This is a genomic window from Clostridium puniceum (genome assembly GCF_002006345.1).
In the GTDB taxonomy this organism is placed as follows: domain Bacteria; phylum Bacillota; class Clostridia; order Clostridiales; family Clostridiaceae; genus Clostridium; species Clostridium puniceum.
In genome coordinates, this window is the sequence record NZ_LZZM01000119.1 from 56873 (window position 1) to 82450 (window position 25578).

Consider the following 25578-nt stretch of genomic DNA (forward strand, 5'->3'; position numbering starts at 1 on the left):
AAAGATTGCATAAATGTAGTAAGTAATTGAACATTTATTTTAATAAAATAAAGAGAGAAGTGATTGCAGAAAGTTATGAATAAGAAAATACTTTTTAATGATGGATGGGAATTTGCTAAAAGTAACTTAGAAGAGATAAATAATGAACCTTTAAGTTTTGAAAAAATTGATGTACCACATGATTGGCTTATATATAATACATTAAATCTTTATGAAAATAGTATTGGATGGTATCGTAAGAGATTTATAGTAAATAAAGAGGAAAAGCAGTTTCTATTATACTTCGATGGAGTTTATATGAATTCTACTTTGTATGTAAATGGACAAATGGTAGGAGAGTGGAAATATGGATATTCATCTTTTGAACATGATATAACAGATGCAGTAGTTGAAGGGGAAAACGAAATTCTCATAAAAGTTATATATGAAAGTCCTAATAGTAGATGGTATTCTGGTGCTGGTATATATAGAAATGTATGGCTAAAAACAAGAGATAAGAATCATATTTTAACAGATGGAATTTATGTAACAATGAAAGAAGCAGGTGATGGTTGGGAAGTAGAAATTGATACAAATTTGAATATTTATAAAGATGCAAAAATTTCACACACTATTATGTATAAAAATGAAATTATTGTTACAATTTCAGAAGATATTTTTGAAGGCAGTAAAATAAACTTGAATAATCTGCAAAGGTTATTTGTAAAAAATCCTATGCTATGGAGTACGGAAACTCCGAACCTTTATAAACTAATAACTGAATTATATATAGTTAGCATAGATGGAGAGTTAAATAAAAATTATATAAAAGTGGAGTCTATAGATCAGAAGATTGGATTTAGAAAAATTTCATTTGACTCAAATGAAGGTATAAAGCTAAATGGAAAGAAAATGAAATTAAATGGAGTTTGCGAACACCATGATTTAGGAGCTTTGGGAGCTGCTTTTAATAAAACTGCTATGAAAAGAAGATTAACCATACTAAAAGAAATGGGAGCAAATGCTATAAGAACAGCACACAACATGCCTGCTCCAGAACTTATGGACTTAGCAGATGAAATGGGAATGCTTGTGCTTTCAGAAGCTTTTGATATGTGGGAAAGATCAAAAACTTCTTATGATTATGCAAGATTCTTTAAAGAATGGGCTCATAGAGATATTAAAAGTTGGGTGATTCGAGATAGAAATCATCCAAGCTTATTAATGTGGAGTATTGGAAATGAGATTTATGATACTCATGTTGATGAAAGAGGACAAAAAGTAGCTAAAATGCTTATGGATTATGTAAAAAAATATGATCCAAAAGAAAATGCAAAGGTTACTATAGGCTCTAATTATATGCCGTGGGAAAATGCAAAAAAATGTGCTGACATAGTTAAGCTAGCAGGATATAATTATGCAGAAAAATATTATCAGAAGCATCATGAAGAACATCCAGATTGGATTATCTATGGAAGTGAAACTGCTTCATTAGTACAAAGCAGAGGAATTTATCATTTTCCTTTTGAAAAATCAATCCTTGCAGATGATGATGAACAATGTTCTGCACTTGGAAATAGTTCAACAAGCTGGGGGGCAAAATCAGCAGAAGCTTGTATTATAAAAGAAAGGAATACACCTTTTTCCTTAGGACAATTTATATGGACTGGATTTGATTATATAGGGGAACCTACACCTTATCATACTAAGAACTCATATTTTGGACAGATTGATACAGCTACATTAAAAAAGGATTCTTATTATATATATCAAGCAGAATGGACAGATTACAAGACAAAGCCAATGGTTCACATATTTCCTTACTGGGATTTTAATAAATATCAAATAATTGATGTCAGAGTATGCTCTAATGCGCCTAAAATTGAACTACAGTTAAATGGACGAGTAATAGGGAGTCACAATATTGATCATAAAAATGGAACAGAAATAGTGGGATGGTGGAAGATTCCATATGAAGAAGGAGAAATAAAAGCAATAGCTTACGATGAAGCAGGTAAGATTATTGCAACAGATTCAAAAAAATCGTTTGGAGATTCAAAGAAAATTTGTTTGAATGCAGACAAAGAAAAACTTACTGCAAATGGTACTGATTTGATTTTTGTTGAAATTACTATGAAAGATGAATATGGAAATACTGTAGAGAATGCAAATAACCGAGTTAGTGTCAATGTAACTGGTGTAGGACGCTTGGTTGGTCTTGATAATGGTGATAGTACAGATTACGATCAATATAAAGGAACAAGTAGACGATTGTTTAGTGGCAAGTTAATGGTAATTATAGCAGCAACTTTAGAACCTGGAAAGATTCATATGGAAGTGTCATCTATAGGACTACAAAGTAAAAATATAGAATTTCAAGCTATTGAAGAAAAAAAGAAAATAATAGATGGAATTTCTGTTTTTATGACGAATAAAGATACGGCATGTGTTATGGGAAATAGTAAAGAAATACCCTTGAGAAAGATTGAAATTATAAGTTCGTCAGGACAATTATTTAATGAAGAAAAAAGAGAAATGGCTATAAATGCGAGGGTTTATCCCCAAGGTACTTCTTACAATGATATAGAATGGAGTGTTGTAAATGATGTTGGGATTATTTCAAACATCGCAAAGATAGAAGCTTTCGGAGATGAAGCAAAGGTAACTGCTTTAGGGGATGGTGAATTTAGGATTCGTTGCACCAGCAAGAATGGAACTGATAAGATAAAGATCATATCAGAGCTTGAATTTAAGGCGATTGGTTTAGGTTCAGCGTATAAAAACCCATATGGATTTATATCGGCAGGACTCTATGATTATAGTAAAGGTGAAGTTGGAAATGGAAATGAAAGAGGAATAGCTACAAGTAGAGATGGAGAAACACAAGTAGGTTTTCATGAAATTGACTTTGGAATTTATGGTTCAGATACTATAATTATTCCAATTTTTGCATTGTCAAGTGAAGAGTACTCTCTGCAAATTTGGGAGGGAATGCCAAAAGAAGATGAAAGTATATTATTAGCTGATGTAATTTATCAAAAAGAATCTAAATGGAATATGTATCAAGAAGAAACTTATAGTTTATCAAAAAGACTTAAGGGTATTACCTCAATTTGCTTTGTTCTTCATGCTAAGGTCCATATAAAAGGATTTTATTTTGAAAGAAAGAATAAAGCTTTTGAGCAAAATATGACTACGAGATGCAATCATATTTATGGAGATGCCTTTGAAATAAAAGCAAATAGTGTTGAAGGAATAGGTAATAATGTTTCAATAGAATTTGAAGATATGGATTTTGCCAATACTGGGGCTACTAAACTTGTGATTTATGGAAGATCACCTATTGATAAAAATACTATTCATATTCAATTTTCTAATACTGAAGGTGAGAATAAACAAATTGTTGAATTCACACAGTCTAATGGATATGAAGAGCAAGTATTTGAATTGGAAAAGATAGAAGGAATGCAAAAAGTTACTTTTATATTTCTTCCAGGATGCAATTTTGATTTTGGATGGTTTTGCTTTAAATCTTAGTAAGAGAACGTAAATTTAAGTTCATTGTAAATATGAAAATTTGTATTCTATATAAAATAATGGCGAAAGTAGAGAGTTTTGTTTAAAAAGCAAAACTCTTTACTGTTTTATAGAATGTTTAGCATAGATTAAATATAATATATATAAGGATACAAATTTAATGAGAAATTTCAATAGTATTCTATAAAATTACGGCCTTTGTTGTATGTTAATCCATTTAGATTAGAAGATATTGGTATGCAATATTAAAATAAAATGTTATAATCAAAAATGTATAAATATTGTTTGGTGGGTGGGAAGAGTGAATAAATTAAAAAACATATATTTAAATAACCTAATAGTTCAATTTTTGTTATCGTATACAATAGTGCTGATTCTGCCCCTTATAATACTTGTTTGTGGATTTAAGTCAGCTTTTAATGTAACAGAACAGGATATTAGTGAATCTAATATTACAATGCTTAGCCATAGTAAGAGTTTGCTTGATATTCAAATTAAAGCTATGGAATCAAAAGCTTTGCAAATTTCACAAAATTCTAGAATAAGTGATTTAGCAGAAAAAAAGAAGGTAGATAGTTCTTTTTTAGAAGAAGCATCATCAGTAATTGATGAATATTATAATTTAATGCGCTATCAAGAAGTTAATCTTGTAGAAGATTCATATATTTATATGAATAATTCAGATTATGTTATATATCAAAATGCCTTATATAAATTAGGCGATTTTGAAAATAGCATAAAAAATAAGAACAATCTTTCTTTAAATGAATTGAAGAAAATTTGTGATAACAATAAAGATTATGTACCTTATTATACAAATATCAATGGTAATCTCCAGTATATTAAACCTTTTGCAACTGAGATGAATGGAGATGTAGTTGGAGTTATTATATTTAATATAAATGAGTATAAATTGAAAAAAGTTCTTAATTTTGATGACAAATCCAATGAACGTTCAGTTTTCATTTATAATAATGAAAAAGAATTAATTTGGTCAGAAGATTTTGCAGGGTATAAGGAAAAACTTAATAGAATTGATTTGCCCAAAGAAGGTCTTGTTAAGGACAAAGATCTATTTGTGATTACATCTAAATCTAATGTTACTGATTGGAATTTTATAGTGGTCATTCCAGCGAAAATTGCTATGTCAAAATTAAATCAATTGACGATTTTGGTAATTGTGTTGATATTTTTAGCATTAGCATTGGGAATTGGATTAGCATTATATATGTCTATTAAAAAAGGAAAGCCAATTAATGAAATGTTTAACATATATATAGATAATAATATTCCTAGGAATTTTAAAAATCTTGGAGGAATAGTATCAAAAATTGTTCAAAATAATCAAGCACTTTTAGAGGAGATTGAGTTAGATAAGCCAATGTTAAAACATGAATTTTTAACTAAGCTTGTAAAAGGTGATTTTGTAAATGATAAAGAATTAAATATTCTAGCAAAAAAAGTTGGAATAGAAATTAACTGTACAAAGTTTAGAGTGGTGTCATTTCGTTTGTTTTTAAATAATGACCTTTATGAAGTTGATTCTCAGACATTAGAAGAAGTACAAGTCCTAGTTCATTTGATACAAAAGCATATTATGGAAAGGACAAAAAAAATTGTTTGGTTTTACGAACGTGATTACTTGACTACTTTAGCAATATTTCATATTAATGAAGATAATCAAGAAGATAATGTTAAAGCATTAGTAGAAGAAGTTCAGGAATTAATGCTAAAAGAATATTCTGTAGATACAGCTTGGGGCATAAGCTGTATCTGTAAAAATATATTGGATATTTGGCGTGCATGTGAAGAAGCTAAAGTAGCAAATTTAAATTATGAAAAGCAAAGAGTCACTAAATATAGTAAGGAATTAGATGATAAAGAAGAAATGTATTATCCAGAATTATTTCAGGAAAAAATTATTAACAGTATACGTGCTGCAGATATTTCTAATCTAGATTCATTAATAGATATATTACAAAAAGAAAATTTTAATAGGAGAAATATAAGCGGAAATATGATGCTAGAGCTTCATAATCGGATTATGTTAACACTTTCTTCTAATTTTATTTTATCAGGTGTGATACAAGGTGAGATTAATAAAATAAATGAAATAATTAAAGAACAAAATATTGAAAAAGATACATATTTTAAACAATTGAAATTTATATGTCAGTATTTATGCAAGGAAATGCAGAAAAAAAAGACATTCACACAAAACAAGTTGATTCAAAAAATAGTTAGTTATATTAATGAACAGTATATGAATTCAAATCTAGGACTGGCATTAATTGCTTCAAAGTTTAATATCTCAGAGGGATATGTTTCAACAATTTTTAAAGGAAATATGGGAGTGAATTTTGCTGATTATGTAGAGAAAGTAAGAATAGACAGTGCATGCAATCTCTTAGAAAATTCAAATGATACAATAAATACTATATCTGAGAAAGTAGGGTACAATAGTGTACAATCTTTCAGAAGAGCATTTAAGAAAGTTAAGGGAATTAGTCCTAAAGGGTTAAGAAATGTGAACAAGTAATATATAATCTATGTTGAACTAAAGCCATATATAAGACAAGCTTATATATGGCTTTAGTAATAAATGAAAGATGGATAGTTAAAATAATGTATTTATTATAAATTAAACAAAAGGAACAAAATTTTAAATGTAAAGGATTGTATCTTTAATTTTAATTGTGATAATGTTAATATTATCACATGAAAAGCATTTCAGCGCACGCTGTTCACGTTAACATCTTGAATTATATAGGTGTTTGCTGTTCGCATTAAACTATTAATTAGAAAGGATGATTAGGCTACAAAAGAAAAAATAAAAAATCAGTATAAATATGGAGGTAAAAATAATGGCTCAGATTACAAGAAATGAGATGGTAACAACAAATATAAAAAGAAATAAAACTTCGTTAAAAACAAGAATATACCAATATAGATATTTTTATTTTATGTTTCTTCCGGTATTTTTAGCATTCTTGGTATTTAACTATATTCCAATGATTGGGATTTTAATTTCCTTCTTTGATTGGGGATTATTCGGAATTAATGAATTTGTTGGATTTGATAATTTTATAACATTATTTCAAAGTACAGCATTTATAAGGGCCTTTGGGAATACTTTATACATTAGTATATTAAATTTAGGATTAAGTATGATATGCTGCGTAGGATTAGCTTTGCTCATTGATGAAGTGAGAGGTAAGAATTTTAAAAAATTAACACAAACTATAATTTATATTCCACACTTTCTTTCATGGGTAGTAATAGCATCAGTATTTTCATTAATTTTGTCACCACAAGATGGTATAGTAAATGCAGTGCTTGGTTTATTTGGAGTTGATCCAATTTACTTTTTAGCTGATGAGCACTGGTGGACACCAATATTCTTATTCATAGAACGTTGGAAAGGTACTGGATGGGGAACAATAATATTTATTGCAGCCTTATCAGGTGTTGATCCATCAATGCATGAAGCCGCTACTATTGATGGTGCAACTAGACTTCAAAGAGTTTTATATATTACTTTACCAGCAATTAGAAATACAATATTAGTTGTATTTATTTTAGAATTGGCAAAAGTACTTAATTTATTTGAATCAGTTTGGGTATTTCAAAATGCAATGGTACTTGATAAAGCTGATGTTATACAAACATACGTATATCGTATAGGTGTTGAAAATTCAGACTATGGATTATCTACAGCAGCAGGTTTATTTAAGTCTGTTATTTCAGTAATATTAGTTCTAATTACTAATAAGGTAAGCAAGAAGGTAACAGGGGAGGGAATTATATAATGAATGAAAAGCTTTCTTTTAAAAAAGGTCATAGATCAAGAGCAATTTTCTTAATTTTTGCATATATATTCTTAGTGCTTTTTATGCTTGCTATGATCATTCCTGTATTAAAAGTATTTGTAGATTCTGTTGACCCATCTGCTTCAGCTCAAATGCGTATATGGCCTCAAAAGTTTGATTTTGGCGCATATGAGCAGATATTAAGCAGACAAGATCTTTTTAAACCATTTGTTATTTCAATAATTACAACAGTTATAGGTACTGCAGTAGGTCTATTATTAACAACTTTAGCAGCATACGTTATTATTCAAAAAAATATGCCTGGAAATAGATTTTTTGTAAATATGATTTTATTTACAATGTTATTTAATGGAGGGTTAATACCAACATATTTAACAGTATCATATCTTGGATTAATGAATAACTTTATTGCAGTAATTATACCAGTTACATTAACTGCTTATAACATAATTTTAATGAAGAGCTTTTTCCAAACAATTCCACAAGCACTTTATGAAGCAGCAGAATTAGATGGTTGTACACCTATCGGTATTTTTTGGAGAATAGTACTTCCTTTATCAAAACCAGCTTTAGCATCAATTGGATTGTTTATTGCAGTTGCAATGTGGAATGATTTCATGCATTTCCAATTATATATTCAAGATCCGATGTTACAAAATTTCCAATTGAAAGTAAGACAACTGGTATTAATGGATCAAGCTGTAGGAACTTCTCAATCCGTAGTTTCAGGTGATATGCTTAAGAGCGCTGTTATTATTGTTGTAATGGCTCCATTTTTAGCAGTATATCCATTTATTCAAAAGTATTTCCAAAAAGGAGTAACACTTGGAGGAGTAAAAGAATAATGTATTAATTCTTATCATTGGTATATTGTATCAAAGAATAACTAATATAAATTTAAAATTACTAAATGAATTCAAATAAAAATATATAATTATAATTTGAATTAAAATATTACAAAAAGACTAGATAGTGCAATGCACAAGAGGAGGATATTTATGAAAAAAAGAGCAGGAGTATTAGTGGCTTTGGGGTTAGCTACAGTAATGACAATGACCACATTAGTTGGATGTGGCAATAAAGGTAGTTCGGTTGCAGTGAGTACAAAAGAGGCTGCTAAACCAGAAAAGATTTCATGGTATATTAACGTAGGTCTTAACACAGAGCAAAAATATGAAGAATGGAAAGATGAATATAAAAAGAAAACAGGAATTGAACTGGATTATACTCCAATGAATAACAATGACTATAAACAAAATCTTGAACTTGCTTTTGCAAGTAAGAAGTCACCAGATGTATTTAATTTAGCTGGTGCAGATGATCTTCCACGTTATGCATCACAAGGTGCATTAGCTGACTTGACTGATTTAGTAAAAGCATCAGGATTAATTACTGAGGAAAATAAAGCAGTTTGGGATGGCGTAACAATCAATGGAAAAATATATGGGGTGCCATGGGAAGCCAATACAGGTACTATCACATATGTGCGTAAAGACTGGTTAGATAAACTTGGTTTAAAAGTACCAACAACGTATGATGAATATATTAATATGTTAAAAGCATTTAAAACACTTCCAGAATGTAAAGTACCTTTCACTGGAGCTAAATTATTTGAAGATGGAGCAGTTACTTATTTAAAAGACTTTTATCAAGATGCTACTCCGGAATTTACTAAAGTGGGTGATAAATGGGTAGATGGTTTGGAGCAAGAAAATATGAAAGCTGCGTTACAAAGAATGAAGGATGCATATGCAGATGGATTAATTGATCAAGAAATTATTACTAATACTACATCTGCTGCTCGTGACAAATGGTATGCAGGAGGAGTTGGAGTATTTAACTATTGGGCAGGTACATGGAATCAATCACTTGAAGATAGATTAAAAGCTAATGTTAAAGATGCACAAGTGGTAGCACTTCCAGCTATAAAAGAACTTAAATATAATATTCGTGTTCCAGCGGTTACATGTATTTCGAAGGATTGTAAAAATATAGAAGGTGTATTTAAATACTTTATACAATACATGCATGATGGTGGAGAAGGACAAGTATTATTTGAAAATGGAGTTGAAGGGGTACACTGGAAACAAGATGGAGACCATGCAACAATGCTTCCAAATCCACAAAATCCAAAAGAAGCACTTCCAGGTGCATATAATCCAGCATATGCTCGTTTGACACCAATGAAAGATAAGACTAAGAGTGTAGTATATGATGAAAGAGTTACTAAGAGTTTAGAATTATTGAAAAAAAATGGAGAACAACAAATTCCTCAACCAACATCTAAGAAGTTAACTAAAATCAACGGTGACTTAACAAAATTAAAAGCTAAAACTATAGCTGCAATTGTTATGGGAAAAGCAAGTATTGATGAAGGTTTAAAGATTTATGAAAGTGAATCTAAGAATTTAGGTATTGATGAAGTACTAAAAGAAATGAATGGCACTAAGTAGTAAGATTTAAGTATAATTTAAACATTAATTCTATATGTTAGTCTATTAGGTATTTTTACAACTCTTACTTAATAGACTAGCTATAGGTAACAATATAATTATTACAATACAAACTTTTTAGAACTTAATTTGGGGAAAAATTTTTTATAGAATATGAAAACGATATACATGTTTTTGTAATCTTATATATGAAGCTTAGTTTTACTTTTAAGGTTACCAAAGCAATAAAAATAATTACAAGGATAAATAAATTAGTATTAACAAAAAACTTATAATAAAATTGTTAAAATTAATTTTACAAATTAAAAATTATAATTAATTTGTAATTAACTATTAAATAAATATGATATATTGTGAATATCACAAAAGGGAGGATATTTATGAAAAAAAGAGTTAAAATCCTTGTTGCTTTGGGGGTAGCAACAGTAATGTCAATGTCAGCACTAGCAGGATGTGCAGGAAAAAGTTCAGGTGGTTCATCAGCACAAAACACTAAAGAAGTGAAAAAGCCAGAAAAGATTTTGTGGTATATTAATGTTGGTCTTAGTGCTCAGCAAAAATATGAGGAGTGGAAAATTGATTTTACTAAAAAAACAGGCATTGAATTAGATTTTACCCCAATGAATAACAATGATTACAAGCAAAATCTTGAACTTGCATTTGCAAGTAAAAAAGCACCAGATGTATTTAATTTAGCAGGAGAAGATGACCTTCCACGATATGCATCACAAGGAGCACTAGCGGATTTAACTGATTTAGTAAAAGCATCAGGATTAATTACTAATGAAAATAAAGCAGCTTGGGATAGTGTTACAATAGATGGGAAAATATATGGTGTACCATTTGAATTAAATTCAGGTACTATTACTTATGTACGTAAAGATTGGTTAGACAAGCTTGGTTTAAAAGTACCAACAACATATGATGAATATATTAATATGCTACGAGCATTTAAAACACTTCCAGAATGTAAAACTCCTGTAACAGCAGCAAAATTATATGAAGACCAAGCTGTTACTTACCTAAAAGATTTTTATCAAGATGCTACTCCAGAATTTACTAAAGTAGATGGAAAATGGGTAGATGGAATGCAACAAGAAAACATGAAAGGTGCATTAAAAAGAATGCAAGATGCTTACAAAGAAGGACTGCTTGATCAAGAAGTTGTTACTAATACTACATCTGCTTGTCGAGATAAATGGTTCTCAGGAGGTGTTGGAGTATTTAATTATTGGGCGGCCAATTGGGCACCTCAGCTTGACGATAGATTAAAAGCTAATGTTCCAACTGCACAAATGGTAGCAATTCCACCAATAAAAGAATCAAAAAATTATTTACTTAGAGTACCAGCGGTTACCTGTATTTCAAAAGATTGTAAGAATGTTGAAGGTGTATTCAAATACTTTGTACAATATATGCATGATGGCGGAGAAGGGCAAATTTTATTTCAAAATGGAGTGGAAGGTGTTCATTGGAAACAAGATGGAGATTATATAACTATGCTTGAAAATCCAGAAAATCCAAAGGAACCACTTCAAAAAGCATTTTATGCACCATATTCTGCTATAACACCAATGAAAGATAGTACTAAAAACATAGTGGTAGATAGTAGAGTTACTTCATCAAATCAATTGATGGCAAAATATGGAATTCAATCAATAGCAAGACCAGTATCTAAGAAGTTAGCAAAAATTAATGGAGATTTAATAAAATTAAAAGCAAAAAGTATAGCACAAATTGTTATGGGAAAATCCAGCGTAGAGGATGGATTTAATGCTTATATTAATGAAGCTAAAAATTTAGGAATTGATGATGTAATTAAAGAAATGAATGGGGATAAGTAGTAAGCTGCTTAAATAAAGGGAAAGCGATAAATATATTTATATGTTTATCGTATTTCCTTATTATAGGTGATAAATAAATGTTCTAACTATTAGACCAAAATTAAATTTATTTGTAAATAAAAATAGATATTAATTAATTTTATCAGAATTAATCCCCAATTATTATATATTTTAAGGAGGACTTATGAAAAAAAATTTGTTGTGGAAAGCAGACTTAGAAAATGGAAGGTACAAAAATCCAATATTATATGCTGATTACTCAGATCCAGATGTCATAAGAGTGGGAGACACCTTTTATATGACTGCGTCGAGTTTTAACTATATTCCAGGTTTACCTATTTTAACCTCAAAGGATTTAGTAAATTGGTCACTTGTAAATTATGCAGTAAAAGAGATACCTTATGAGGATTATAAATCACCTGCTCATGGAAGGGGTGTTTGGGCACCAAGTATTAGATATTATGATAATAAATTCTGGATATTTGTAGGAATGCCTGATGAAGGAATTTTTATGACCAGTGCCGTAGATCCATTAGGAGAATGGTCACCACTTATTTGTGTAAGAGAAGGTAAAGGATTTATCGATCCTTGTCCATTATGGGATGAAGATGGAAGAGCGTATATAGTCCATGGATATGCTAAAAGCAGAATTGGTTTTAAGAGCAAGCTTGGAATTTTTGAAATTAGTCCAGATGGAAAAACAGCTATTACAGAAGATAGATTTATTTTTGATGGAACTGAAACACAGCCTACTATTGAAGGACCTAAATTTTACAAAAGAGATGGAATGTATTATATTCTTGCACCAGCAGGGGGAGTAAAACAAGGATGGCAGACTGCACTAAGAAGTGAATTTATTTATGGACCATATGAAGAAAAAATAGTAATGCATCAAGGAAATACTTATATAAATGGACCTCATCAAGGGGGATTGGTAGATACTTTATTAGGAGAAGAATGGTTTATTCATTTTCAAGATAAAGAAGCATACGGAAGAATTTGCCATCTTCAGCCGGTAAAATGGAAAGATGGATGGCCTATTATTGGTGTAGACATTGATGGAGATGGAATTGGAGAACCTGTACTGGAATATACAAAACCAAAAGGAGTACCTATAGTTGAATCGTGTGAGATAGAAGCAAGCGATGATTTTACAAATAAATTTCTTGGACATCAATGGCAGTGGCTAGCTAATTCTAATGATAATTTTTATTCTTTAACAGAGAATCCAGGTTATTTAAGATTATATAATTTAAATACTACAGATAAAGAAAAGGCTGTAATTTGGAATAGTGCTAATGTTTTGACTCAAAAGATTATGTGTCCAGAATTCGTAGCTGAAACAAAAATGGATTTTTCTAATATACCATCTGAAGGAAAGGCTGGAATGTTAATTATTGGTGAACAATATGCTGGTATTTGTATAAAACATGAAAATGAAGAAATAAGTATAGTGTATTTTGAATCAGAAGAAACAGGAGGAAATAGAGGTGAAATAGAAATTAAAAGAGTACCTTGCCAAAATAATAATGAAATATATTTCAGATTTAATTTTAAAGATGATCAAAAAGGTTCATTTTCTTATAGTTTAGATGGAGGAACTTGGAGTAAGGAAACAAGGAGCTTCTCACCTAAGGCAGCAACTTGGGTTGGAGCAAAAATTGGTATTTTTGCAATTGCAGATGGAAAAACTCAGAAAAGTGGATATACTCAATTTTCATATTTTAATGTTATGAGAGTAGATAAATATTAGAAAATAGTAAAGACCAAAAAAGTCTATATGTATTAAATAAGCCACATATATTTATTTGCTGCATATGATTTTAAGGTAACAAATTAATTAGAACTTATATATTAAGATTAAAAAAACATAATAACAACAGGTAGTAACGCGAAAGTGAGATATAAAATGAATATTATAGAAGCAATTAAATTAGATAATATTGAAATGCTAAAAAAGATTAACATGGAAACACCTAATGCCATCGAAGAAAATGATGAAAATGGAATATGGGCTCCATTTGTAGCAGCACAAACTGGTAATCTTGAAATGGTTAAATATATTGTTGAATATACAAGAGCTAGCATGAATGTTGTAGATGAAGATAATAGAACAATTTTACATTATGCTGCACAGAGTAATAATGTTGAATTAGTTCGTTATCTTGTAGAAAGAGTTGGAATGTCAATTTTTCATGGAGATAAGAACAGAATTACACCTTATGAAGAAGCCAGTGTACACGGTGCAGTAGAAGTAGAAAAGTATTTTGAAAGTGTTTGTAATGGAAGATTATCACAAATGTATAAAAACCCTATTATTACAGGAACACATCCTGATCCTTCTATTTTAAGAGTTGGTGATGATTATTATATGGTAAATTCATCTTTCATATTCTTCCCATGTATTCCAATTTCACATTCAAAGGATTTAATTAACTGGCATATTGTAGGACATGCTATTGCAAATTCTGAATATGCTCATCTTGAAGAATTAGAAGGTGGTCGAGGATATTGGGCACCAGATATCTCATATTATAATGGAAGATTTTATATTACAGCAACATATCGCCTTAATGATAATGGCACTGTGTATAGAAAACAAATGATAACATCTTCTATTAATCCAGAAGGACCATATTCAGAACCAGTATTTTTAGATGAAGATGGAATTGATCCATCCCTTTTTACAGATGATGATGGAAGACGTTACATGATTTTAAATCGTGGAGCAAGAATTTTTGAACTTGATAAAGAGGCTAAAAATATAATATCTAAGCCTCAGTTACTATGGTATGGAGATAATAGGCGTGCACCAGAGGGAGCTCATTTATTAAAGAAAGATGGATATTATTATTTATTTGTAGCAGAAGGTGGAACAGGTATTGGCCATAGAATTTCAGTAGCTCGTTCTAAAACTTTAATGGGACCTTATGAATCATGTCCATATAATCCAATTCTGCGCCAACTAGATGAAAAAGCAGCAATACAAAGAGCCGGTCATGGTAAGCCAGTACAAACACAAAATGGAGAATGGTATATTGTTTATTTATGCGGCAGAATGGTAGAGGGTAAATATAGTATTCTTGGAAGAGAAACTGCTATGGATCCAATCACATGGACTGCTGATAATTGGCCAATAATCAATAATTTAAATGGACCTAGTGTGCTTCAAAAGAAACCTAATTTGCCAGAGAATATTTGGGAGGATACTTTAGCTGATGATTTTAATGGAGATAAGCTAGGCTTGGATTGGATGTTTCCACGAGCACCAAAGGAGAATTCATATTATATAAAGAACAGTTGTTTATATTTAAAGGGCGATATTTTAGATATAAATGACACTGGATGTAGAAGTATTGTTGTAAGGCGTCAAAAGGATTTTTGTTTTACAGCAGAGTGTAAACTTTATTTAACTAATATGACTGAAGGACAAAATATTGGAATGACTTGTTATTATGATGAAAATACCTATTTGAAGTTTGGTATATTTGGAGAAGAAGATGGATATTCCATAAATGTTGAAGAGTGGATTAATAATAAATATTATAAGCAAAATAAAATTTTAATATTAAATTTAGACGAAATTGAATTAAAGATAGAGACAAAATACCTTGAAAGAACTTTTTATTATAGATTAGGAAATAAAGAATGGATAAAAATAGCACACCTTCATAATGTTTATTATTTGTGTGATGAAGGGCTTCAAAAAGGAAAAAGATTTACTGGTGCTATGGTAGGGGTGTATAGCTATGCTGGAAATATGATTGAGTTATGGGCAAAATTTGAACATTTTAATATAAAAAAATTAAAGTAGAAAATCATAATCTTCTATAATTTAATAAATAGAAGATATATAAAAGATGTGATTAAATAAATTAAGGAGAAAAATAATGGATGTAATTAAATGTTATGAGAAGAATCAAAAACGTCCTTTTAAAATTCTAATTTCCCTTTATAAAGGAACATATTTAAAATTGATTCTTTCAGCAGTATGCTTTGCAATTAAGCATACTCCAGCATGGGTACTTCCTATTATTACAGCAAATATAATTAATATTGCAACGAGTCCATTAGAACATAATGTTTATGAAATTTATATTAATGTTGTTATTATGGTTATACTTGTTTTACAAAATATTTTTTCAAATTATTATCATACAAAATTTCATAGTTTAGCAATTCGTTATGTGGAAGCAGAACTTAGGAGTGCCTTAGTAAAAAAACTGCAACAATTGTCCATATTATATCATAAAGAAATGCAGTCAGGTAGACTCCAATCTAAAATTATGAGAGATGTAGAGGCTGTTGAAATTCTGTCAGCTCAGTTATTTGTAAGTTCACTAAATATTATAATTAACTTAGCAGTAGCGTTAGGGGTTACTTTATATAAAAGCAAAACTGTATTTACTTTCTTTTTAATGACAGTACCTATTGCTGCTATTGTAACTGTAGTTTTTAGAGGAAAAATAAAAAAGAGAAATAAAGATTTTAGATTAGAAATGGAAGAAACTTCAGCAAAAGTTATGGAAATGGTTGAAATGCTTCCTGTAACTAGAGCTCATGCTCTTGAAAAACAAGAAATAAGTAAAATGAATAGGCAGTTAGCTAAAGTATCTAAGAAGGGATTGAATTTGGATTTAATACAGTCCTTATTCGGTTCCACAAGCTGGGCGGTATTTCAAATATTTCAACTTATCTGCTTAGTTTTCACTGGTACTTTAGCATATTATGGGAAAATAACTGTTGGAGATGTTGTACTATATCAAACATATTTTACAACAGTTGTTAACCAAGTATCTGGAATAATAATGTTGATTCCAACTATATCTAAAGGATTAGAATCAGTAAATTCTGTTGGAGAAATTTTATTAGCTCATGATATTGAATGTAATTCAAAGAAAAAGGAAGTAAGCCATGTAAATGGTGAATTTGTATTTGAAAACATAGAATATCAGTATCCGAGTGGGAAGAAGAATATATTAAATGGATTAAATCTTCAAATAGCTAAAGGAGAAACTATGGCTTTTGTTGGAGAATCAGGAGCCGGTAAATCTACTATATTAAATATTATAATTGGTTTTATTCTTCCAACTGGTGGTAAAGTTTATTTAGATGGAAATGACATAACTCAAATTGACTTGAGGTCATATAGAAAATATTTAGCGGTAGTACCTCAAAATACAATACTTTTTTCAGGAACAATTCGTGACAATATTACTTATGGTATGTCAGATATTTCAGAGGAAAGGTTAGAGAAAGTAGTTCAAGCAGCCAATCTTTCTAAATTAATAAAAGAACTGCCAGAGGGTTTAGAGACATGGATTGGTGAAAATGGTGGAAAATTATCAGGTGGGCAGCGTCAAAGAATTGCTATTGCAAGAGCTATTATTAGAAATCCAAAGGTTATTGTCCTTGATGAAGCAACATCGGCACTGGATAGTATTTCAGAGAAAAAGATACAAAGTGCACTTAATAATTTAAAAAAAGGGCGGACAACTTTTATAGTAGCACATAGATTATCTACAATTCAAGATTCAGATAGAATTGCAGTTATTAAAGAAGGGAAATGCGTTGAAATTGGTACATATGATGAGTTAATGGAGCTTAAAAAGGAATTTTATAATTTGAAAAAGCAACAGGTGTAATAGATATGGTATATGATATTTTAGAAAATGATAAGTCAGCGATTAAAATTAATAGTAGACTATGAGGCCGGTATAATTCTTATGTAGATATTAATATATTGAGACGTGACTTATCATTTTTTGTTTATATTGAGGAAAGAATAGAATTTTTTGACGTGAAATGTCCATAAAATTTAGAGTTAGAGAGAAGAAAATTGAAAAATGAATGATTGGAAGTTTAAACATGTACATTTTAAATTAAAAGTGTTGTAAATCCACTTTATACCATTATTTAAAAATTTAATAAATAGGAGTAGTAAAATGGATAGTATATTTAAAGAAATTACGCCAGAAAAAGTAGGGGTTCCATCAAAGGCAATTTTAAAGTTTATAAAGCAATTAGAAGAGAATCAAGTAAATATACATAGTTTTTTTATGGCAATAGGAAATGAAGTATTTGCAGAAGGTTATTGGAAGCCTTTTAATAAAGAATTTCAGCATCGGATGTATTCAGTAGGAAAGAGCTTTACATCAATTGCAATAGGATTATTGCAGGAAGAAGGAAAATTAAAAATAACTGATTATATATGTGATTATTTTCTAGATAAAATTCCTAAAGATGGTGTTCATGATTACATTAAGAAAACTACAATTAAGGATATGTTAACAATGAGAACAGCTCATAATAAGACAACATATAAAGTAGAAAATAATAATGATTGGGTTGAATCTTTTTTTACCATAAAGCCATCTCATTATCCAGGAACTATTTTTTCATACGATACATCAGCTACTCATGTACTATCTGCACTTGTAGAAAGACTTAGTGGAAAATCGCTTATGGATTATTTAAGAGAAAAAGTATTAAATCACATAGATTTTTCAAAAGAAGCAAAGTTTTTAAAAGATCCTATGGGAATTTCACAAGGAGGATCCGGATTAATTTGCACTATGAGAGATTTGGCAAAATTAACTTATATATGTATGAATGATGGATATTACAGAGGTAAACAATTGATACCTAAAGAATATTTACATCAGGCTACGAAGAAGCAGGTGGACACTTTTATTCAACCAGTCATTGATGAACAGCAAGGATATGGTTTTCAGTTTTGGAAATCTCGTTACAATGGCTTTACACTATATGGAATGGGTGGACAACTATCTATTTGTCTGCCACAATATAAAATTATATTTACAACAACAGCTGATACTCAAGGAAATCCAACAGGACTGCAAAATATATATGATGCTTTTTGGCAGCAGATATTTCCCTTTATTGAGAAAAAGTATACACCACTAAAAAATAATGAATTATATAAACCATTAAAAAACGATGAAAATTATATCCAACTAAAAGAAAAGATAGATAATCTTTCTACAAAACCTATACAAGGTGAAATTGTATCTTCATATTCAAATAAAATTAACGGTAAGAAATATATACTGGAAAGTAATTCAATGGGAATAAAATTTTTGAAGATTACTTTTGACAAGACAGAGGGATTTATTGAATATGAAAATAATGATGGGAAATTTAAAATTCTATTTATATTAGGCAAAACAAATCAATTTAATGAGAAATCATTTAAAATACCTATTATGATTTCAGCAGCGTGGACGTCTGAAAATATATTATGTTTACAAGTTAATTTAATAGGCTATGTATTAGGAAGTATAAGAGTTAATATTGGTTTTAATAATGAATTTGTAACTATTTCAATGAAAAAATCAGTCGAAGGAATATTAAATAACTATGATGGCATAGCGACAGGAATTGCTTATGAATAACCAATAAATAGAAAGTGACAACTATATAATTTTAAATAAAAAGAAAATATATTATTGAAATATTATGGGAAAATAAAACATTGTAGAGTATAATGGAAATGCGTAAAAAGTTAATACACAAAGATGCATAGTCATAAATAAAAGTAAAAAGTTAAGAAATCAAGGAAAAATTTATAAATATAATATATATGTTCTGATAAATTATATATACTCTACGTAATGTATATATTTTTAATGTAGCAAATTAATTAGAACTTATATATATTAGAAAAATAATTGTTAATTGAATTAATGGAGGGGAAAATGAAAAAGAAAATTTTTTGGGCAGGAGATTCTACTGTAGCACAAAATAAAATAGCTTCATATCCACAAACAGGAATAGGTCAAGTTATGGGACTTTATTTAAAAGAAGATGTTATAGTCTATAATTTTGCCAAAAATGGAAGAAGTACTAAGAGTTTTATTAACGAAGGTATATTAGATAGAATTAAAGAAGAATTAAAAAAAGATGATTTTCTTTTTATTCAATTTGGACATAATGATCAAAAAACTGATGAAGAAAGAAGTACAAAGCCATTTTCTACATATCAAGAATATCTATCTTCTTATATTGAAGCAGCTAGAAACTGTGGAGCATATCCAGTGCTTATTACATCTTTGTATAGAAGAATATTTTTAGAAGATGGACATATTAAAAATGAAGTACATTATGATTATCCAGATGCAATGAAACAACTAGGGGAGAAATTAAAGATTCCGGTTGTTGATTTGTGTCAAAAAAGTAAAGAATTATTAGAAAAAACAGGAGATAAGAATTCAAAAAAATGGTTTATGCATCTTAAAGAAGGAGAATTTAAATCTCATATAGAAGGATTAGAAGATAATACGCATTTAAGATATGAGGGAGCAGTAATAATGGCTGGACTTATAGCAGAAGGGGTAAAAGAATTAGGTGGCATTTATTCAAATTTAATAAATGATTAAAATATAAATATTATCTAGAATCTTATTATATATATTTATGGATTTAAAGATAATACAAAATACTTATATTTAAATTTAAAAAGAAAATTATATGAGGAATAAGCTTATGAATATACAAATATTTGGGATGAAAAAATGCTTTGATACTAAAAAAGCAGAGCGATTTTTTAAGGAAAGAAAAATTCAATTTCAATTTATAGATTTAAATGAAAAAACTATGAGCAAAGGTGAACTTAACAGTGTGCTTAATTCAATAAGTATTAATGAATTAATAAACAGTAAATCTAAGGATTATGCAAAGTTAAATTTTAATAATATAAGAAGTGCTGAAATAAAAGCTGAATTGTTGTTAAAAAATCAAAAAATTATGAATACTCCAATAGTAAGAAATGGCAAGGAAGCGACAGTGGGGTATGAAATAGAAGTTTGGAACAAGTGGTTAGAAAATAATTAAAGTTTAGATGTAGTTTATTAATTTCTGATAAAAGTCATGTATACTATATATTTTTTTTAGAATACTAATTTCGAGAGTATTTTAGACATATATAAAGGAACGGTAAATATGAGAACTAACTAGCATATTTACTGAAAATTTATAAATGTATTAGAAAGGATATGAGTAATTATGGCAAAAGCAGGAATGAGAAGACCAGATCCAAGTGATCCACATGGAACAGAAAGTAATCACAAAACGCATTATAAGAAAAATGATTTTAAGCATGTACCAATAGAGATACAAGGAAAAGCAAAAAATGGAAAAACAAAAGCATCCCCTATTGAATAAATATAGAAAATAAAATACTAAGATAATAAAGATAGGATAAAATCCTATCTTTATTATAAAAATTAAGTTGCGCTAGAATATTTGAGTGTCATTTAAAAAAATCAGATGTTTTTAAGAATCAATATGTTAATACTTTGTTTTTTATTAAATTTAGGTCTTTTTTTGTAAGCAATTATACATAGTAAAAACTTGTTTTGACAAAAGATAAAAAATATAGAATAATATATATAAAAATAAGTATATTTTTACTAAGTTTAATTTTGGAATTTTAACTAATTATTTCAATATAGTATTTAGCAAAAAAATAATATATATAGGGATATAATGTTAAATACAATTGAAAAATGTTAGAAAGATATTATTATTATCATAATATATTTTTTAAGACATAAAAATTATGATATGGTGGGGTAGAGATTATGGAAAAAAATACTCGAAGAGTAAGCTTTAATCAGTTAGAAGAGGGTATGGTAGTTGCTAAAAATTTAGAACAAAATGGTAAAGTGTTGCTAAAAAAGGATAATCTAATAACAAATCAGATGATACAAAAGCTTAAAAGTTTATATTTTGTTGGAGCTATAGACGTATATAATAGAAAGGTAGCGAAAAAGAAAACAGAAGCAGAAATAAAAAAGGAACAGCAACATAAGAAAATTGAGGAAGAATTTAAGGAAATATCTTTTAAGTTGCAAAAAACTTTTAGGCAAATGATAACAGAAGATGGAATAGCCATGAATGAAGTTAGAGAGTTTTCTAAAAAAATTCAAGATGAAATGAATCCAAGTAGTGTAGTTTTAAAGAATATAGTACTTTATGGTAGCGGGACGGATTCGATATATAGACATTGTGTAAATGTTGCAGCTTTAAGTGCTATTTTAGGAAAATGGATTGGACTTGAGAAGTCACAGGTTAATTTGCTTGTTTATTCAGCAATTATGCATGATTTTGGAAAAACAAAGGTAGATAGAGATGTACTTAAAAAAGAAGTACCTTTATCAAAAAATGAATTTAGTCATATAAAAACTCATGCGAATGCCGGTTATCAGATTATTAAACAAATTTCATTTTTAGATAAATCAGTTAGTTATGGAGTACTTATGCATCATGAAAGAGAAGATGGATCGGGATATCCGTTAGGGCTTAAAGGAGAAGCAATACATCCTTTTGCTAAAATAATAGCTATAGCAGATGTATTTGATGCAATAAATTCTGATAGAGGATATAAGAAAAAGAAGCTACCATTTGAAGCTCTTAAAATAGTTAAAAATGAAAGTTTAGGAAAGCTAAACTATGAATATGCAAAAATATTTTTGGAACATGTAATAGATTATTATACGGGAGAAGAAGTTTTGTTAAACACAAATGAGAGATGCAAAATAATACAAATGAATGTAAATAATTTAGATAGACCTTTAGTTATAAAAAATGGGGAATTTGTGGATTTAGATAAGGAAAAGAATTTATATATTAAGGAAATAATATTATAGTGAACTTATAATAATAAAAGGGAGATAAATTTATGAATGGGAATAATGAATTTTTAAATGTTCAGGAATTAAAGCCTGGAATGATTATTACTAAAGATATTGTGAAAAATGGTAACCTTTTAATAAGAGAAGGGGCAATTGTTAATGATGAAATAATATCTAGATTAAATAAAGCATATTTTCTTGAAAAAATCGAAGTTAATATATCAGAAGAAGTAATTGCAAAAAGTACTAAGGAAGCAGAACTACAAAAGGTAGAAGAAACCTTTAGAGAAATAAGTACAGGCTTAAAAGAAATGTTTACAAAACTAGATAAGACAAAAGAAAATAAGGTTAATGATCTTAGAAGTTTCTCAGAAAAAATTCAAAAAGAACTTAAGTCTACAGAAATTATAATAAGTACAGTTGTGTTTAAGGGAAGTGGTGAAGACCCTATATATAGGCATGGTGTAAATGTTGCTACACTTAGCGCTCTTTTGGGAAAATGGGTTGGTCTTGAGCAATCAAAAATAAATTTACTTATATATTCAGCTTTATTGCATGATTTTGGGATGACAAAATTAGAACAAAAGGTTCCAGAAAAACCTGATATTTTATTACAAGAAAAATATAAAATAGTTAAGCAGCATACTAAAATAGGGTATAAGTATGTGGACAATATTCCGTATTTGGACAAGTCAGTAAGTTATGGTGTGCTTATGCATCATGAAAGGGAAGATGGCTCAGGATATCCACTTGGAATAACAGGAGAAAAGATACATTGTTTTGCAAAGATTATTGCAATTGCAGATGAGTTAGATGTAATGAATTCTGATGAAACATACAAAAATGAAAGAGGACCATTTGAAATATTAGAAATAATTAAAGAGAAAAGTTTAAATAAGCTAGATTATGAATATTCAAAGGTTTTCTTAGAACATATAGCAAATTATTATATGGGGGAAAATGTACTACTTAGCAATGGAGAAAAAGCCAAAATATTGCAAATAAATACCAATGATTTATCTAGACCATTAATATTAAAAGATGGTGATTTTATGGATTTAAGTAAAAATAAAGATATATATATAAAAGAATTAATATTAAATTAGATACATATTGCAGTTAACCATTTACAATTAAGTAAGAAATTCCTTCGAGATTTCTTAAAATTTAATTATTAACAATGTAAAACTTAAATTGCAACAATATTTAAATTAAAGAATTATCTTAGAGAAAAAATTGTTTAAGATAATTCTTTTTTATTTAAAGTAAACGTGATATATTACTTATTAGAATTAGTTTATAAAATCAATAACCATATTTTAACATAAAATTATAATAGATTTAAAGAAAATATCTTGAATCTATATTAAAATATATTTAGTTATTAAAAATAATAGTTTTGAAGGAGTTTATTAATGAATATAGGTAATAAGGCTACAAAATTATTTTTGGATTCAGAAGATAAAAGAAATTATATTTATCAAAAAAATTATAAAGAAGATATGATAAACAAAGTAGAACCTTATTTAAAAAAGAATTTAAAATCTGGATATATATTAGGAATGAATAATTCAAAACTCTATTATGAAAAATTTATTATTGAAAATCCAAAAGCCAATATTGTTATCTGTCATGGATTTGGAGAATGTAATGAAAAGTATTATGAATTGATTTACTATTTTATCCAAGCAGGATATTCAGTTTTTATTATTGAACATAGAGGACATGGTCGTTCACAAAGACTTGGAATAGATAAAACACAAATTAATGTTGAAAATTTTAATTATTATGTAGAAGATTTTAAAAAGTTTATTGATGAAATTGTTATCCCTAATAGCAAAAATAAAGAATTATTGATGTTTGCTCATTCTATGGGTGGTGGAATAGGGACTGTTTTTTTAGAGGAATATTCTAATTATTTTAAAGCAGCTGTATTGAGTTCACCAATGTATGAAATAAATACTGGAAAAATACCCCAATTAATAGCTAATATTATTTCAAAATCAATGAAACTTTTTGGGTTAAAGAAAAGATATCTTCCAGGACAAACAACTTATACAGAAAAAAAGGATTTTGTGAGTAACGCTACAAGCTGTAGAGAAAGATATGAATATTTGCATCAAAAGATTAAAACAAATAAAGCTTACCAAAGCGGAGGAGCTTCCGTATTATGGTATTTGGAAAGCTTAAAAGCAACTAAAAATTTGATAAAAAAAGAAAATGCATCAAAGGTAAAAATACCTGTTTTATTATTTCAAACTGAATATGATACCTACGTTAATCCTAAAGCTCAAAATAAATTTGCAGCATATGCTGCAAACTGTAAGCTTATTAAAATAAAAGAATCTAAGCATGAATCTTATTTTGAAAAAGATGAAATTGCATTTAGTGTTATTGAAAAAATGTTACTATTTTATGGGGAAAATTATAAATAAATTAAAAATAAGAACAAGGTCTAAATTAAAGATTTTGTTCTTATTTTTAATTTAAATAGGAATAATAAGATTATTGTCTTAAAAATTGGTTAAGAATTTCTCTAGTAGAAAGTTTATGACCATTAATGATATCTTTATATTCTTTTAACTTTTTTTCTTCTTTATCTGTTAATTGTTGTTTAGATTTTTTCTTTTCTATTAAACATTTAAAGTCTTCATAATCTTTATTACCAAGTTTTCCTTTAATAATACAATTCGCAATTGAATCTAAAGTCTGTTGTTGTTCTAGAGATAGTTTATCACCACTTTCTTTACATTTCTTTAAGTTTAATAAATCTCTTTTTTGGTCAGAGGAAAGATATTTATAATTTTCTTCACTAAATAAGCTAAAACCTTTTAGCTTTTCTTTTTTATCATATTTATTGTCATGATCAGCTTCAGCAAAATTAATTGAAGATTCTAAGCTGTCTTTAGGAGAAAAATCTGCATCAGCCATTGTTATTTTGGGGAAAGTTGACAGTAAATTAATTACAATAAAAGAAGTTATAATGCATTTAATAGTTTTTTTATTCATTTCAATACCTCCAGTTACATTTAATTTCAATAATTAGTATGTGACAAAATATAAAAAATATTATTAATTTAGGTTGTTGAGTAAACAAAATTTGTAAAAAATAAATAAGCCATTCCTTTGTGGTATAATAATTTCGCTAAAAATCCAAATACATCACATAAGGAATGACTTAAATATGATTATATCACCAAAGATTAAAAGCGAAAATGATAATTTTAAAATTTTTGAAGCTGTTAAAATTGCATTTACTAAATTAAATTCAAATATTAAA

General features: G+C 28.4%; 17 protein-coding genes. 16 read left to right on the top strand and 1 reads right to left on the bottom strand.

Annotation, left to right across the window (positions count from 1 at the left end; translation table 11 throughout):
* The first annotated feature begins 75 nt into the window (after window positions 1–75).
* From CLPUN_RS09195 to CLPUN_RS09265, 16 genes are all read left to right on the top strand, one after another.
* Window positions 76–3516: a glycoside hydrolase family 2 gene (locus CLPUN_RS09195; protein ID WP_077847013.1), complete on the top strand. Its 3441-nt coding sequence runs from the start codon at window positions 76–78 to the stop codon at window positions 3514–3516.
* 301 nt (window positions 3517–3817) lie between these two features.
* Window positions 3818–6055 (top strand): AraC family transcriptional regulator, encoded by a 2238-nt coding sequence (locus CLPUN_RS09200; protein ID WP_077846995.1) that lies wholly within the window; start codon window positions 3818–3820, stop codon window positions 6053–6055.
* Window positions 6056–6380: 325 nt separating this feature from the next.
* Window positions 6381–7325 (top strand): ABC transporter permease, encoded by a 945-nt coding sequence (locus CLPUN_RS09205; RefSeq protein ID WP_077846996.1) that lies wholly within the window; start codon window positions 6381–6383, stop codon window positions 7323–7325.
* Entirely contained in the window at window positions 7325–8191 is an 867-nt protein-coding gene (locus CLPUN_RS09210) for a carbohydrate ABC transporter permease (protein ID WP_077846997.1), read from the top strand. Before CLPUN_RS09205 ends, CLPUN_RS09210 begins: the two co-directional genes overlap by 1 nt.
* 153 nt (window positions 8192–8344) lie before the next feature.
* Window positions 8345–9799 (top strand): extracellular solute-binding protein, encoded by a 1455-nt coding sequence (locus CLPUN_RS09215; RefSeq protein ID WP_158078737.1) that lies wholly within the window; start codon window positions 8345–8347, stop codon window positions 9797–9799.
* Between the two features lie 380 nt (window positions 9800–10179).
* Window positions 10180–11643 (top strand): extracellular solute-binding protein, encoded by a 1464-nt coding sequence (locus tag CLPUN_RS09220; RefSeq protein ID WP_077846999.1) that lies wholly within the window; start codon window positions 10180–10182, stop codon window positions 11641–11643.
* Between the two features lie 184 nt (window positions 11644–11827).
* The gene (locus tag CLPUN_RS09225) at window positions 11828–13396 is read left to right on the top strand and encodes a glycoside hydrolase family 43 protein (protein WP_077847000.1); all 1569 of its coding nucleotides are present in this window, start codon (window positions 11828–11830) and stop codon (window positions 13394–13396) included.
* Window positions 13397–13552: 156 nt separating this feature from the next.
* Entirely contained in the window at window positions 13553–15457 is a 1905-nt protein-coding gene (locus CLPUN_RS09230) for a family 43 glycosylhydrolase (protein WP_077847001.1), read from the top strand.
* A 76-nt stretch (window positions 15458–15533) separates the two neighbouring features.
* Window positions 15534–17288: an ABC transporter ATP-binding protein gene (locus CLPUN_RS09235; protein ID WP_077847002.1), complete on the top strand. Its 1755-nt coding sequence runs from the start codon at window positions 15534–15536 to the stop codon at window positions 17286–17288.
* Between the two features lie 300 nt (window positions 17289–17588).
* On the top strand, window positions 17589–19058 hold the full coding sequence (locus CLPUN_RS09240; RefSeq protein WP_077847003.1) for a serine hydrolase domain-containing protein: 1470 nt from the start codon (window positions 17589–17591) through the stop codon (window positions 19056–19058).
* Between the two features lie 303 nt (window positions 19059–19361).
* On the top strand, window positions 19362–20042 hold the full coding sequence (locus CLPUN_RS09245; protein WP_077847004.1) for a rhamnogalacturonan acetylesterase: 681 nt from the start codon (window positions 19362–19364) through the stop codon (window positions 20040–20042).
* A 106-nt stretch (window positions 20043–20148) separates the two neighbouring features.
* Window positions 20149–20496, top strand: a complete 348-nt coding sequence (locus tag CLPUN_RS09250; protein ID WP_077847005.1) for an arsenate reductase family protein — start codon at window positions 20149–20151, stop codon at window positions 20494–20496.
* Window positions 20497–20667: 171 nt separating this feature from the next.
* Window positions 20668–20826 (top strand): hypothetical protein, encoded by a 159-nt coding sequence (locus CLPUN_RS28020; RefSeq protein WP_198944310.1) that lies wholly within the window; start codon window positions 20668–20670, stop codon window positions 20824–20826.
* Between the two features lie 419 nt (window positions 20827–21245).
* Window positions 21246–22313 carry an HD-GYP domain-containing protein gene (locus tag CLPUN_RS09255; protein ID WP_077847006.1) on the top strand — a complete coding sequence of 356 codons (1068 nt, stop codon included), beginning with the start codon at window positions 21246–21248 and terminating at the stop codon, window positions 22311–22313.
* 32 nt (window positions 22314–22345) lie between these two features.
* Window positions 22346–23404 carry an HD-GYP domain-containing protein gene (locus CLPUN_RS09260; RefSeq protein WP_077847007.1) on the top strand — a complete coding sequence of 353 codons (1059 nt, stop codon included), beginning with the start codon at window positions 22346–22348 and terminating at the stop codon, window positions 23402–23404.
* A gap of 309 nt (window positions 23405–23713) precedes the next feature.
* Window positions 23714–24733, top strand: coding sequence for an alpha/beta fold hydrolase (locus CLPUN_RS09265; RefSeq protein ID WP_077847008.1), 1020 nt, complete (start codon window positions 23714–23716; stop codon window positions 24731–24733).
* Window positions 24734–24803: 70 nt separating this feature from the next.
* Here the strand turns inward: CLPUN_RS09265 and CLPUN_RS09270 are convergent, their stop codons facing one another.
* Window positions 24804–25307: a hypothetical protein gene (locus CLPUN_RS09270; RefSeq protein ID WP_077847009.1), complete on the bottom strand. Its 504-nt coding sequence runs from the start codon at window positions 25305–25307 to the stop codon at window positions 24804–24806.
* Between the last annotated feature and the right edge of the window lie 271 nt (window positions 25308–25578).

Coding starts and splice junctions, on each gene's coding strand:
- CLPUN_RS28020 (WP_198944310.1), top strand. CDS start 20,668: ATGGCAAAAGCAGGAATGAGAAGACCAGATCCAAGTGATCCACATGGA.
- CLPUN_RS09195 (WP_077847013.1), top strand. CDS start 76: ATGAATAAGAAAATACTTTTTAATGATGGATGGGAATTTGCTAAAAGT.
- CLPUN_RS09260 (WP_077847007.1), top strand. CDS start 22,346: ATGAATGGGAATAATGAATTTTTAAATGTTCAGGAATTAAAGCCTGGA.
- CLPUN_RS09240 (WP_077847003.1), top strand. CDS start 17,589: ATGGATAGTATATTTAAAGAAATTACGCCAGAAAAAGTAGGGGTTCCA.
- CLPUN_RS09235 (WP_077847002.1), top strand. CDS start 15,534: ATGGATGTAATTAAATGTTATGAGAAGAATCAAAAACGTCCTTTTAAA.
- CLPUN_RS09220 (WP_077846999.1), top strand. CDS start 10,180: ATGAAAAAAAGAGTTAAAATCCTTGTTGCTTTGGGGGTAGCAACAGTA.
- CLPUN_RS09210 (WP_077846997.1), top strand. CDS start 7,325: ATGAATGAAAAGCTTTCTTTTAAAAAAGGTCATAGATCAAGAGCAATT.
- CLPUN_RS09215 (WP_158078737.1), top strand. CDS start 8,345: ATGAAAAAAAGAGCAGGAGTATTAGTGGCTTTGGGGTTAGCTACAGTA.
- CLPUN_RS09250 (WP_077847005.1), top strand. CDS start 20,149: ATGAATATACAAATATTTGGGATGAAAAAATGCTTTGATACTAAAAAA.
- CLPUN_RS09230 (WP_077847001.1), top strand. CDS start 13,553: ATGAATATTATAGAAGCAATTAAATTAGATAATATTGAAATGCTAAAA.
- CLPUN_RS09270 (WP_077847009.1), bottom strand. CDS start 25,307: ATGAATAAAAAAACTATTAAATGCATTATAACTTCTTTTATTGTAATT.
- CLPUN_RS09205 (WP_077846996.1), top strand. CDS start 6,381: ATGGCTCAGATTACAAGAAATGAGATGGTAACAACAAATATAAAAAGA.
- CLPUN_RS09245 (WP_077847004.1), top strand. CDS start 19,362: ATGAAAAAGAAAATTTTTTGGGCAGGAGATTCTACTGTAGCACAAAAT.
- CLPUN_RS09255 (WP_077847006.1), top strand. CDS start 21,246: ATGGAAAAAAATACTCGAAGAGTAAGCTTTAATCAGTTAGAAGAGGGT.
- CLPUN_RS09225 (WP_077847000.1), top strand. CDS start 11,828: ATGAAAAAAAATTTGTTGTGGAAAGCAGACTTAGAAAATGGAAGGTAC.
- CLPUN_RS09265 (WP_077847008.1), top strand. CDS start 23,714: ATGAATATAGGTAATAAGGCTACAAAATTATTTTTGGATTCAGAAGAT.